The sequence below is a fragment of the Marinobacter sp. NSM genome (assembly GCF_052380025.1).
Taxonomy (GTDB): Bacteria; Pseudomonadota; Gammaproteobacteria; order Pseudomonadales; family Oleiphilaceae; genus Marinobacter.
Map to the genome: position 1 here is coordinate 373,329 of NZ_JBQTCK010000001.1, position 12,750 is coordinate 386,078.

Consider the following 12,750-nt stretch of genomic DNA (forward strand, 5'->3'; position numbering starts at 1 on the left):
TACATGCCCTCCGAGAATAGTTTTGTGTCGCATTCGTCGAATGAACTCGTTTCCGTAATCATCCCTTCCTACAATCGTGCAGCCTATATTGAGGCGGCCATTAACTCTGCGCTTGACCAGACTTACGGTCCGGTTGAGGTTATTGTGGTCGATGATGGATCGACGGATGGCACTTATGAAAAGTTACAACAATGGGCAGAACGAGGAGAACTGGTGCTTCTGACTCACCCTGAGCGAAGGAACCGGGGCCAGTCTGCATCGATTAATCTGGGTATTCAGCAAGCAGCCGGTAGCTATATTGCAATCCTGGACAGTGATGACATGTTCGCCAAAGAAAAACTGGCAGATCAAATGGCGTTCCTGAAAGCTAACCCCGAAACAGGTATGGTTTATGGCCAAGGTCATGCAGTAGATGCTGATGGTAATTTCCTGTTCAAAGTGCCTGGTGATGGTCATCAGGAACTGAGTGATCCTAACCGGCTACTGCTGGATTGTTACATGGCGCTGCCAGGGGGATCGCTTGTTCGTCGTTCGGTATTTGAGAAGGCTGGCTTATTTGAGGAATCTTTTAGGGCCGGCCAGGATCACGATATGGCTATTCGGATCATGGAAGCGACTAAATGCGCTTATTTGCCGAAACTTGCTTTCTATTACCGCAAACACGACGACGCCATTAGTGTTAAAGGGCTCGAACGTCGCTGGCTAACTGGGCTGGAAATTCTTCGCCGAGCTAACGAACGTTATCCCTACACGAGAAGCACAATTCGAAAACGCAAGGCGGTGCTTCAATTCAGATTAGGACAGACCTATTGGCGAGAAAGGCGCAAGGCCAAGGCGTTACCGCATCTTATCTCTTCAGGTTTACTTGATCCCGCCCGTGCCTTAAAGGTTCTCATAGGGCGAGAGCAGGTTTAATGGATTCCGTACCGCAGCCCATTCTCTTTGTTATCGACCACTTCCGTAATCCCAATGCTGGTACTGAGGGCCAGCTCTTCCAGTTGGTTAAAGGCCTGGATCGAACCAGGTTCAAGCCCCACCTGCTGGTCTTCCGGGATTCGGAGTTTCTTCAGGTCGGCGGATTCCCTTGTGATTACTCGGTTTTGGGACAGCACCGTATTCTTTCTGTGGCTACCTGGTATTCCCTTTGGCAAACCGCCCGGCGGTTTCGGGCTTCTGGTGGCCGCTTGGCTCATGTGTTTTTTAATGATTCCTCGGTCGTCTGTCCGCCGATCTTCCGTTTGCTTGGCATCGAAACGATTATCTCCAGGCGGGATATGGGGTATTGGTACACCCGCAAGTATCTGGCTCTGTTGAACCTAAGTGGTCGATTTGTTGCCGCCGCGATCACCAACAGTCAGGCGGTTAAGGAAGTGACGCTTCGGCATGAGCCTGTTTCTTCAGATAATACCCACGTGATTTACAACGGATACGAATTTGAGGAGGTGCAACCCTCAATACCTTCGGATCTACAGGAGTTGCGAGCGGGGCATCCAGATGCAGTATTCGCTGGAATTGTCGCCAACATCCGGCCGATAAAACGGATGGAAGATGCGATACGAGCGGTAGGGTTGCTGTCAGGGCAAAGTCCGGCTTTGCATCTGGTTATCATTGGAGATGGGGAGCCCGGGGACCTCAAAGCAATGGCAAAAGAGCTGGGAATTGAAGGGCAGGTACACTTCCTGGGCGCGCGTAGGGATGTGAGGGGTTGTCTCGCCGGCCTGGATATCGGCTTGTTATGTTCTGAATCCGAAGGTTTCTCTAACGCCGTGGTAGAGTATATGCAGGCGGGATTGCCCGTGGTTTGTAGCGCCGTGGGGGGCAATCCGGAAGCGATTGCCCACGGAGAAACCGGTTTTTTGTATGGCTGTGGTAATGTGAGTGAGTTGGCGGAACGCCTCAGAGCATTGGCTTTTGATGGTGATCTCCGTGCCCGTTTGGGAGAAAATGCCAGCGTTAATGCAAGACAGCGCTTCAGTATGGAAACGATGGTTCGGCAGCATCAGGAAGTTTATGGCTCTCTGCTGAACAAGGAGTAAGGCAGTATGGGGTTGTTCTCGAAAACCATTCGCACGCTGGGCCCTTGGGGCGGCTATCAGCTAGCCAGGCAGATCTGCCGGAACCAGCCACGCATCCTTATGTATCACCGGTTTTCGGATCCGCCGGTCAAAGGGTGGGCAAGTCCACAGTTCTTCGAACAGCAGGTCCGACACATCAAGGATAACTACAATCCGTTTTCGCTGGTTGGGTTAATGCAGTATAAGCGTGAGCACGACCGCATGCCTTCTCACGCGGTTGTCATTACCGTGGATGACGGTTACCGCGATTTTTATCAGTATGCTTATCCGATCCTCAAGAAGTACCAGGTACCTGCCACGCTGTTTGTTACCACGGGGTTTATAGAACGTAAACTCTGGCTGTGGCCGGATAAGATTACCTGGCTGTTGAGCCAGGTCGACTATATTCAGGAAGCAGTAACGATCGATGCTCTACGGAGTGAGGCTGGGCCGGTGAATGCCGAAACACGTCAAGTCTATTGGCAGCAATGGAACGATCACGCTTTGTCGTTGCCTGATGATGAGAAACATTGGTTCATCGATGAGTTGGCCCGCCAGCTCGGGAAGATCTTTCCCGAGTCGATTCCCCCGGAGTTTGAGCCGTTAAGCTGGGATGAGCTTGCGGAGATGCAGCAGAATGGTGTTGAAATTGGAGGCCATACAGTTACCCACCCCTCGTTGGGGAGGGTCAGCGAATCTCAGGCTAAAGTAGAAATAGTCGGGTGTAGTAATGCATTGAACGAAAACCTGGGGCGGCGCTCGCGTACTTTTTGCTATCCAAATGGTCAGCCCTCTGATTTCCAGTATTTCCTGCCTGCGTTGGTTGAAGATTCAGGGTTCCTCGGGGCAGTGACGGCATTCCCTGATGCGAATGGAACAAAAGATCCGTTTTTAATGCGTCGTCACGTGAGTGGCGATGACATGTTTCAATTCTTCAAGGCTACATCTGGCGTTGAATTTCTGGGGCATAGGCTAAGGAGGGAAATAAGACTGCGGAGAGATTCTCATTTGGGCGCTACTGTTATCGCAAGCCCCAGAGGAAATGCGTAATGGTTCTGGCGGTTGGAGCGTTAACTCTCTCTAGGGCGAGACTTTCGACGCAGACTGTCAGCACCTTTACATTTTTATTCTATTTGTATTTTATCGTGGATTACTTCCTTCGGTTTCCAGCAAGGATTCCCGGCTACAGTAGTCTGAGGCCCACCTTAATAGGGATTCTGATTCTCTCAACATTATTGTTTGTTCAACGAGAGAAATTCAAAGGGCGTTTTGATGATCCAGTTTTTCGTGGTTTTTTCCTTCTGGTGGGGTACATTATTCTGACTTTGCCCTTGGTGGAGTGGCCTGGGAGCGTTATACGAGGTAATTGGGAAACCTTTCTGAAGGCCGTGGTTTTTCTGTTCTTTACGGCGCTAACTATAGATACCGAAAAACGTCTCAAGTGGTTTGTAGCTGTATTCGTATTTTGTCAGATATTTCGTGTTCTGGAACCATTGTATCTTAATATAACCCAGGGCTACTGGGGAAGCGCAACACACCTTCAGGGTGCTGAGTTTGCGAACAGGCTTTCAGGTGCGCCAGCGGATGTAATTAACCCGAATGAATTAGGGTTCGTTATAGCGACAGTCATTCCATTCCTACATTATCTGCTTTGGCCAAAGGGTTGGTTTAGTAAGGGAGTTTATTTTGTCCTGATTCCTTTGCTTCTCTATGCGTTGATACTTACTATGTCTCGCGGTGGATTTATTGCTTTGCTGGTAGTTGCCTTTTTTGTGTTTAAGGAGTCAAGGCGAAAAACTGGACTAATTGCGCTAGGTGTCATCGTTGTTGTTTGCGCGTTCAGCGTTATGACTCCGATCCAAAAGGATAGATATTTATCACTTATCGATAGAGATACTGCCGGTGGGGCTTCGGCAGAAGGCAGATTTCGTGGAATGGTTAATGAATTTAAAGTGGGGTTGAGCAGGCCAATTGTAGGTCATGGTTTGGGAACAACCCCCGAAGCCAAAACACATAAGCTTGGGTCACGACAGGCAAGCCATAACTTGTATGCTGAAGTTTTAATTGAGCTCGGATTTATTGGTTTTATCATATTTATGATGTTTTTGGTGAAAATCGCTAAAAAACTAAAGTCGGTTAGGGAGAAGATGGCCGACATTGTCTCAGATTCCGGGAACTATTTTTTGCGATTAAATAAGGTTCTTTTATGTGTTTTTTGGATGTACGTTGTATACAGTATTAATTATTGGGGGCTTTCTCAGTATTACTGGTACCTATTTGCGGGCCTTGTGATTGCTTTCGGAAGGCTAATCCCATCTCCAGATGAGATCGAAAGAAACGAGGGTTTGAATGGAGAGGATGCAGTAAATCACCGTTACAGGCTGGCTTCGAGTTTGCAAAATAGGAATCCCAGAGAAGCACGAGCATGGAAGTCATTGAATGAAAATCAGGAACGATGCTAATGAAGGTTTTAATGTCTGCTCTGCAGCCAGGCGGGGGGATAAAGACATTTCTCAGATACGTATATTCCCAACCTTGCTTTGATGACTGCGAGTTTGTCTTGTATGCGCCAGACAATGGCTTGTCATCATACCTTAATGCTGTGGTTGGGTATGATCGAATCGAGGTGATTCCTGCTCCTCAGAATTCGTGGGATTTCGCTGTTGCACTAAGAAGCGTCATGAGAACCAGGGAGCATGACCTGGTTCATTCCCATGGATTTGGCGCAGGCGTACTGACCGAAATTGTAAGAACCCTGTCCAGCCAGTCGCCGCACTTGATGACGGCTCATGATGTTTTTCTTAACTCACAATTTGCAGGGTTGAAAGGAAAGGTTCGCAAACTGGCTATGGCGCGGCTTTTTGGTCGAATAGACCGTATTCACACGGTAACAGAGGACGCGACCAGAAACTTCAGCGACTTTTTCCCCGGAGTTTGTACTGAGCGGCTAAAGCCAATCTTGCACGGTGTGGATACGGATTTTTTCAGTCAGGGTGAGCCAGCAGATCTTCGCTTTGAACTTGGTATATCAGCATCAACGCCCCTCATTGGTTTTTTCGGTCGGTTTATGGGTCAGAAAGGTTTTCGTACTCTTGTGCATGCAATGTTGGCAATAAAGCAAGAAGGTATTGAACCCTTGCCCCGTGTGCTGACTTTTGGTTGGGGTGGTTTTATCCGGGAAGACTACGAGTACCTGACAAGTCTGGGATTGGCTGACGAGTTCGTTCAAATGCCCGCAACAGACAATATGCCCTCGATGATAAAAGCGGTAGACATGGTCGTTATGCCCTCCCGTTGGGAGGCTTGTGGTTTGTTGGCTATGGAAGTGCTTTCTGCTGGTGTGCCGTTGCTTTCGACTGATTGCATCGGCCTTCGGGAAGTGGTTGCAGGTTCGCCCACAAGGATTTTTCCGCCCGGTAGCGCTGAAGATCTTTCTTGCGCTATAAAAGCAGAGATCGCTGCCCCGAGTAAAGATCGTTTTTCGGACTATCAGCAAACTGCCATCGCGCGTTTTCACATTGGTCGCCCAGCGAGTGAGCTGCGTGCACTCTATGATGAGTTGGCCGGTCAAACTTCATGATACGTACTTTGCTCGTTAATACTGGCTCAAACGTATTGGTCATGTTCGTAAAGCTGATCATTACTTTCATTATGACCCCCGTATTTGTCCACAACCTGGGCAAATACGACTACGGCCTTTGGGAAATGATTGGTGCGGTTATTGGCTACATGGGCATACTCGATCTTGGCCTTCGCCCCGCTATAAGCCGTTATGCCGCCAGGCATCTGGCAGAGAAGGATGAAGCCGCACTTCAGTCTGTCTATATGTCTGCGCTCGCCTTCATGGTGGTGGTCGGCCTACTGCTGTTTGTGTTCTTTTTCTCATGGGGATTTTGGTTTGGCGGTGCACTGGCTCCAGAGGGTGAGCCCCATCAAAAGTACACGTTGTTCCTGATTATTATCGGCGCCTATCTTCTGATTTCTTTTCCGGGATACGTGGCCGAAAGTTACCTTGAAGGCTTTCAGAAGTATTACCTGAAAAACAACATCACCATTGTGAACTCGGTGGTGGGATCTGTACTGCTATATAGCCTGATCACACCGGAGAACGGATTGGTGCTTCTCGCGGGCATTAATGCGATTGGGCTCACGGTTAAGTATCTGCTGTTCATGTGGATTCTCTCGCGCCCGGCCTACGGCGCCATTCGCGCCCAACGGGAGATGTTTTCCCGCGTAAGGCTTCGGGAGCTTATCGTGTTCGGATTCAAGTCGTTTGTTCAGGGTATCGCGACCCGTGTTGAGAATGCGACAGACGTTCTGGTTATTGGCTTGATCCTGGGGCCCGCTATGGTGCCGTTTTACAGCATACCCGCAAACCTGACGCAACATATTCGCGGACTGGGCTGGACGTTGACTCATGCCTTTATGCCCCTGTTCAGTGGGTTAAGTGTCAAGGCTGAAGACGAGATGATCCGTCGGGTATTCCTTGTGTCATCCCGATACGTGGTCAGCATTGTGTTTGCCATGGGTACGGGTGCGCTGCTGCTTGGCGTCCCGTTCATCAATATTTGGCTTGGGCCTGAGTTTGGTGAGAAGGCGAAGTATCTGATTATTTTTCTGGTTTTCTTCACCATTCTTCCCTTTATTAATCCATTTGCCAGCCGCTATCTCACGGCCATAAACAAGCATGGCATTTTTGCCAGGCTTACTCCTATAGCAGCGACCATGAATATCGGCCTTAGTCTGATTTTGGTACACCCTTTTGGTCTGGAGGGCGTGGCTTTCGCGTCGGTAGTGCCAGGGTTGATCTTTGTTCCTTTGTATCTCCGCTATACCTGTAGACATTTGGAGCTCCCAGTGTGGGATTACCTCCGTTGGTCTGTGCTACCTGCCTTCTTGCCGGCAGGGATTATGGCGTTGATTTTGTTGGCTATGGGAGATTATCTAATCTACGATTCCTACGCTGACATTGTCACCGGCGCGCTTCTGAGCAGTAGTGCCTGGCTGGTGGCGTTCTGGTTATTGGTATTAAACAGGGAAGAGCGAACATATCTGGGCGGCCGGATTGTTCGCATGGCGGGAAGGAAATAAGGGATGTGTGGTTTTGCCGGATTTGTTAGCACGAAACCCTTTGCAGGTGCGGAAGTCGTTCTAGAGCAGATGGGGCGTGCTATCGAACATAGAGGGCCCGATGCCGCCGGAGTATGGTTTGACCACAGTTTGTCCCTCGGTCTGAGTCATCGTCGCCTGTCGATTATTGATCTTTCGGAGTTTGGCGCCCAGCCGATGGCGTCGGAGTCCGGCCGTTTTGTAATTGCATTCAATGGTGAAATATATAACTTTCGCCTGCTGCGCAAAGAGCTGGAAGCCAAAGGTGCGATATTTCGAGGGCATTCAGATACTGAAGTCATGCTTGCAGCATTCGAGGCCTGGGGGGTCGAAGCGGCGCTCCAGCGACTTTCAGGGATGTTCGCCTTTGCGTTAGTGGACAATCGGTTCCGTAAGCTTTATTTGGCAAGAGACCGAATGGGGGAGAAGCCCCTGTACTATGGCTGGCAGGGTGAAAGCCTGCTTTTTGGTTCAGAGCTTCGGGCATTGCGCCAACATCCCGCTTGGCAAGGGGCTATTGATACATCAGTCCTGCCTGCGCTCCTGCGCCACAATGTGATTCCCGCACCCCGCACCATACACCAGGGCATATGCAAGCTACCGCCGGCTTCTTATGTGTGCCTCGACCTCGATCATCCTCAGTCCGGTCAACTGCCGGATCCCCAGCGTTACTGGATGCTGGAAACCAGCTTCAAGGAGCATTCTGGTTACACCCTTGAAAGTGCTGCCGATGAGCTCGAAAGGCTACTGAAGCAGTCAATCAGTGACCAAATGGTGTCTGATGTACCTTTAGGTGCGTTCCTGTCTGGTGGCATCGACTCTTCTACAGTCGTCGGGATTATGCAGAGCCTGGCCAGCCAGCCGGTACGTACCTTCAGTATTGGTTTTCATGAGAAAGGTTTCAATGAAGCGGAGCATGCAGCGGCCGTTGCTAAACATTTGGGCACGGAGCATACCGAGCTTTATGTGACGGAAAGAGAAGCAAGGAACCTGGTTCCAGAAATCCCTGCCATTTACGATGAACCCTTTGCAGATTCATCGCAGATACCAACGTATCTGGTTAGTCAGATGACGCGAAAGCATGTAACTGTGGCACTTTCGGGAGATGGGGGGGACGAGCTGTTTTGTGGCTATACCCGTTACCCGGGCATGCTGGGTGCCTGGAACAAACGTTCATCGATTATCAGCCACCTCAAGCGTATTGCTTGCAGTTTACCGCCCGGGCTTTCTGCCAGGCTTATCCGTGCAATAGTATCTTCCCAGAAGAGCCGAAGCCTGGAGGCAATCCAGTACCAGTTGCGCAGAATTCAATCGATAGCTGGCGCCCGCGACCTTTCGGACTTTTATAGGCGGTCTGTTTCCCTGTGGCCAGATCCTGCAATGGCGCTGAAGGATGCTGGCGAGTACAACTATGGATTGAACAGGACGCTCGCCGAGGGCATCCCGGATAACACCCTTAAGACACTGATGTGGCGGGATCTTAATTGGTACCTGCCGGATGATATCCTCACCAAAGTGGACCGGGCCGCCATGGCCTGCAGCCTGGAGACACGCATCCCGATGCTGGATCCGGCAATTGTTTCGTTTGCATTGGGGCTCCCTGAAGAACTCAACTTGCAAGGAGGTGTAGGCAAGCAGGTTCTGCGTACTGTGCTGTACCGTTACGTTCCCAAGCACCTGATTGACCGACCAAAACAGGGATTTGCAGTGCCGGTTGCCGCCTGGTTAAGGGGAGGGCTACTGGAGTGGGCTGAGGAACTGCTGGCGGAACACCGGCTAAATGATCAGGGTTACTGGCACACAAAGAGAATTCGCTGGTTGTGGGAGGAGCATCTTTCTGGAAGAGAAGACTACAGTTTTGAACTTTGGGGAATTTTGATGTTCCAGGCCTGGTTTGACCACAACCAATCATGAGGAGTTGCTTTGAATAGCCCGCCAGTTTATCTGATGGATTGCGAACAGCGTTGCGCCGAGGGCGTATTGTATTCGCTTGCGCGTAATGGCTGCCGGGTAATTGGACTTACCTCAGTCTCTTTCTTCCCTATGCGATTTTCCAGGTACCTGGCTTCCTGGTATTCCTCCCCAACGTTAAGTGAAGGTTTTGAAGAATATCTCCAGTTTCTTAAAAGCCTTCCTGAAGCCGGCGTTATCCTGCCTTCTGGGGACTTGAGTGTGAAATTTCTTGCCCGCTATTTCCGGGAGCTGACTGATGCCGGTTTTATGCTGAGTGTTCCCGAGACGGGTGATCTCGAAACGTTGTTCGACAAGCTCAGCTGCAATCGGGCATGTGCACATGCCGGAATTCCGGTCGCGAAGACCTGGTCTTTGTCTGAGCTGGAAGACGATCCCACGATTATCGAAAGATTGCGCTGGCCGGTTATTGTTAAACCTACAGCTCTTGCTGGAGGCAATTACCGCAAGGTTGAAGGGCCGGGGGAGTTGGAGCAGGCAATTGACTATATTTCCGGTATTGTCCAAAAGGAATCAGTAAGACTGAATGAATCCGGTGTTGTGATTCAGGAGTGGATTGACTCAGGAATGACAGACAACTGGAGTTGTGACGTGGTTTGTGACAGTCAGGGTCGGATTGTCGATCATGTGACCATTCAACGGGTCAGGACATCGCTCAATGAAAAGGGGACACCGACTAGCCGCATGTACAGTGGCGTATTCCGGTCAGAGCCTAGGCTCCTTGAACGCACCGAACAGTTGTTGAAAGCACATCGCTGGAAGGGGTTCGCTCATGTGGAATACATATATTGCAGTCGAGACAAAGAGTTCTATCTGACGGAGGTGAATCCTCGCCTGCCTGGGTACTCCTATCTGCTCAGTGCCACCGGCCATGAGCAGGGGTGGTACTACGTAGCCGATCTGATTGGGGTAGATTATGCCAGCCAGGGTAAGGATTCCGGCGTCGTTTATTTTGAGTCCTTGCGGTATCCCGGTGACCTGACTGATGGCGTTGTGAATGCCGTTCGTGGAAATCTCGATATTTCCAGTTTGCTTTCAAGTTACTGGCGAGCGCTGTCCAGTCCTGATCAGGTCATTATTGACCATTTTAACCGTAAGGATCTTGGGCTCACGTTTGGTCTTTTTTTGTTCAATGTCAGGACATTTCTTGAGAAGGCTGTCAGTTATGTTCGAAGGCGGATGTTGAAGCATGGCTTTGCCAGGAAAGCTTGAGCGACCAATTCTGCGTTATGGGATTCTGGGCGGGCTTTCCCATATCGGAAGAGAGGCGTTATCGCGTGTCCTCAAGATCCAGTTGGTTTACCGGGAGACCAGGCAGGTTAGGGCGGCACCATACGCTCTTAGGAGCCTGCTGGTGCGCTGTGAGTCTGAAGCCAACGATCATGCGCTGCTGGATGAACATTGCCCGGATTGGCGGGATCGTCTTCACCAGGGAAACTTCCTGATATGCGTGCTGGAAGAGGAGTGTATGGCGGGGTTTGGTTGGGGCCGGTGGCAGCGTGAATTGGGGTTCACTTACGTGGATTCTTGCCTGGGCTTGTCTCAGGAGATTTTCTATATCTATGACTGTTACACGATGGCTGAGCATCGTGGCAAGGGAATCTACCAGGTTGTTTTGACGTCGTTAGCAAAGGTTGCCAGGGAACATCCGGTTTATGTGGCGTGCAGATGGAACAACACTGGCTCTATCCGAGGAATAGGAAAGGCTGGATTTATGCTGGACAGGGTCTTTGTGTGCTTCGAAGTAATGGGGCTGCGTTTGAGATTTAACTACTGAAATGTCTGAGGACATTCAAGAATGACGAGGGAAGGAGCCATGGACGAGAATCCGTTTGTAACAATTATTACACCTACTTATAACCGCGCAGCCTTCCTGCCCCAGGCTATTGATGGCGTTCTTGCCCAGACTTACGGAAATTTTGAGCTGATCATTGTGGATGACGGCTCCACGGATAACTCTTCGGAAATCCTGTCGGAATATCAAAACAAAGATGAGAGGATTCGGGTCTATCGGCAGGAAAACCAAGGACAGAGCATCGCGAGGAATAAAGCGATCACAGAAGCCCGAGGTGAATTTATCTGTTTTCTTGACTCGGATAACTATTGGGTGCCGGACAAATTGGAGCAACAGCTCAACCTGTTCGAAACCAATCCTTCTGTGGATGTAATCTATGGGGATATTGTCACAGTTGATGAAAATAGCATCGAGCTTTCTCGTAAGAATATGAAGCGTTATTCCGGAAATATTTCCCGATGGATGCTGCGGGATAACTGCGTGAGTATGAATACTGCTATGGCTCGGCGGCGGTGTTTCGATGAAATGGGGGGAATGAGTGGACAGCGCCGTGTAGCCGATGATTACGATCTTTGGTTGAGGTTTTCTGCCCGCTATCGATTTCTGTATGTGCCAGAGTACTGGGCCTACTACAGGGTGATGGAGGATCAGATTTCATCCGACAAAACGGCACGTTTTGAATCCAATGAGGCAATCATTCGAGACTTCAGGAGAAAGTTTCCTGATGCCCTTACCGATAAGGAGTTCGATGTGGGGTTTGCCGTGTTTTACGTTCGAAAAGCACGTTATCTGGCATCCACCGGCCGTAAGAGGGAAGCCTTCGGAGAGCTTTTCAAGGCCCTTAGCTATCGCCCGTTGGAGAAGGTTGTTTGGCGGGGCGCCGCGGCAATAGTGCTCAAATAAATGGATTTATGATGGCTGATCAAAGACCTGTAGTTTCCGTTGTTACGCCAACGTTTAATCGCGCCGACTTCTTGCCCTATGCAGTTGAAAGCGTGTTGGCACAGACGTTCCGTGATTTTGAGCTTTTGGTTATCGATGACGGATCTACCGACAGCACACGGCATCTGATGGAAAGCTATACCAGGGATTTGAGAGTCAGATATTTCTACCAGCCCAACCAGGGGCAGAGCGTGGCAAGAAACAGGGGGCTTAAGGAGGCCCGCGGTGAGTTTATCTGTTTTCTTGACTCGGATAATGCCTGGTTCCCGGATAAGCTGCAAAAATCACTGGATGCATTCCGGGCACATCCCGACGTTGACGTGATCTATGGGGATTTCCTTGAGATTGATGAGGCTGGCGCTGAGCTTGGCATTAACAGGATGAAGCGACATACCGGCCACATAACTTCAGAACTCCTCAAAGATAACTTTGTCAGCATGAATACCACCATGTCGCGTCGTCAGTGCTTTTCAGAGATGGGCGGCTTCGATGCGGCTGATCGCTTGGCAGAGGACTATGGTTTGTGGTTGCGATTCTCCACCCGTTATCGGTTCTATTATTTGCCTGAAATACTTGGCTACTACCGTGTAATGGAGGATCAGATTTCTTCTGACAAAGTGCGCCGATTGAATGCAAACGAAAGGCTGCTGCTCTCCTTTCTAGATGCCTACGCAGGCTGTGTGACAGCAAAACAAAGAAGGCGTGGCCTGAGCCACTTTTACCTGAGGCGGGCCAGGTTGCTTGCAGCAGAAAAGCAGTTTGCAAATGCCTATAAAGATATCCTCAGAGCTGCAAAACAGGATCCGTTCTGGCAAGGACCATGGCGGGGTGCTGCGAAGGTTACTATAAGGGCGGTGAAACTGTGAATGGTGGCGCCGC

General features: G+C 50.1%; 11 protein-coding genes. All 11 read left to right on the forward strand.

Annotation, left to right across the window (positions count from 1 at the left end; all coding sequences use genetic code 11):
* Positions 1-3 precede the first annotated feature (3 nt).
* From ACTZWX_RS01805 to ACTZWX_RS01855, 11 genes are read left to right on the forward strand one after another with little or no spacing between them, the layout of a single operon-like run.
* Positions 4-915 carry a glycosyltransferase family 2 protein gene (locus tag ACTZWX_RS01805; RefSeq protein WP_444712489.1) on the forward strand — a complete coding sequence of 304 codons (912 nt, stop codon included), beginning with the start codon at positions 4-6 and terminating at the stop codon, positions 913-915.
* Entirely contained in the window at positions 915-2,036 is a 1,122-nt protein-coding gene (locus ACTZWX_RS01810; protein WP_444712490.1) for a glycosyltransferase, read from the forward strand. The genes ACTZWX_RS01805 and ACTZWX_RS01810 overlap by 1 nt, the downstream gene beginning before the upstream one ends.
* Positions 2,037-2,042: 6 nt before the next feature.
* Positions 2,043-3,104: a polysaccharide deacetylase family protein gene (locus ACTZWX_RS01815; protein WP_444712491.1), complete on the forward strand. Its 1,062-nt coding sequence runs from the start codon at positions 2,043-2,045 to the stop codon at positions 3,102-3,104.
* Positions 3,104-4,516 (forward strand): O-antigen ligase family protein, encoded by a 1,413-nt coding sequence (locus ACTZWX_RS01820; RefSeq protein WP_444712492.1) that lies wholly within the window; start codon positions 3,104-3,106, stop codon positions 4,514-4,516. Before ACTZWX_RS01815 ends, ACTZWX_RS01820 begins: the two co-directional genes overlap by 1 nt.
* Complete coding sequence (locus ACTZWX_RS01825; protein WP_444712493.1) at positions 4,516-5,634, forward strand: glycosyltransferase family 4 protein; 1,119 nt, start codon at positions 4,516-4,518, stop codon at positions 5,632-5,634. Before ACTZWX_RS01820 ends, ACTZWX_RS01825 begins: the two co-directional genes overlap by 1 nt.
* Positions 5,631-7,145, forward strand: a complete 1,515-nt coding sequence (locus ACTZWX_RS01830) for an oligosaccharide flippase family protein (RefSeq protein ID WP_444712494.1) — start codon at positions 5,631-5,633, stop codon at positions 7,143-7,145. The genes ACTZWX_RS01825 and ACTZWX_RS01830 overlap by 4 nt, the downstream gene beginning before the upstream one ends.
* Before the next feature lie 3 nt (positions 7,146-7,148).
* Positions 7,149-9,077, forward strand: coding sequence for an asparagine synthase (glutamine-hydrolyzing) (gene asnB / locus ACTZWX_RS01835; RefSeq protein WP_444712495.1), 1,929 nt, complete (start codon positions 7,149-7,151; stop codon positions 9,075-9,077).
* Positions 9,078-9,086: 9 nt separating this feature from the next.
* Positions 9,087-10,346: an ATP-binding protein gene (locus tag ACTZWX_RS01840; protein WP_444712496.1), complete on the forward strand. Its 1,260-nt coding sequence runs from the start codon at positions 9,087-9,089 to the stop codon at positions 10,344-10,346.
* A complete protein-coding gene (locus ACTZWX_RS01845) occupies positions 10,324-10,911 on the forward strand; it encodes a GNAT family N-acetyltransferase (protein WP_444712497.1) in 588 nt (195 codons plus the stop codon). Before ACTZWX_RS01840 ends, ACTZWX_RS01845 begins: the two co-directional genes overlap by 23 nt.
* A 39-nt stretch (positions 10,912-10,950) precedes the next feature.
* Positions 10,951-11,832: a glycosyltransferase family 2 protein gene (locus ACTZWX_RS01850; protein WP_444712498.1), complete on the forward strand. Its 882-nt coding sequence runs from the start codon at positions 10,951-10,953 to the stop codon at positions 11,830-11,832.
* Between the two features lie 11 nt (positions 11,833-11,843).
* A complete protein-coding gene (locus ACTZWX_RS01855; RefSeq protein ID WP_444712499.1) occupies positions 11,844-12,737 on the forward strand; it encodes a glycosyltransferase in 894 nt (297 codons plus the stop codon).
* Positions 12,738-12,750: the final 13 nt, after the last annotated feature.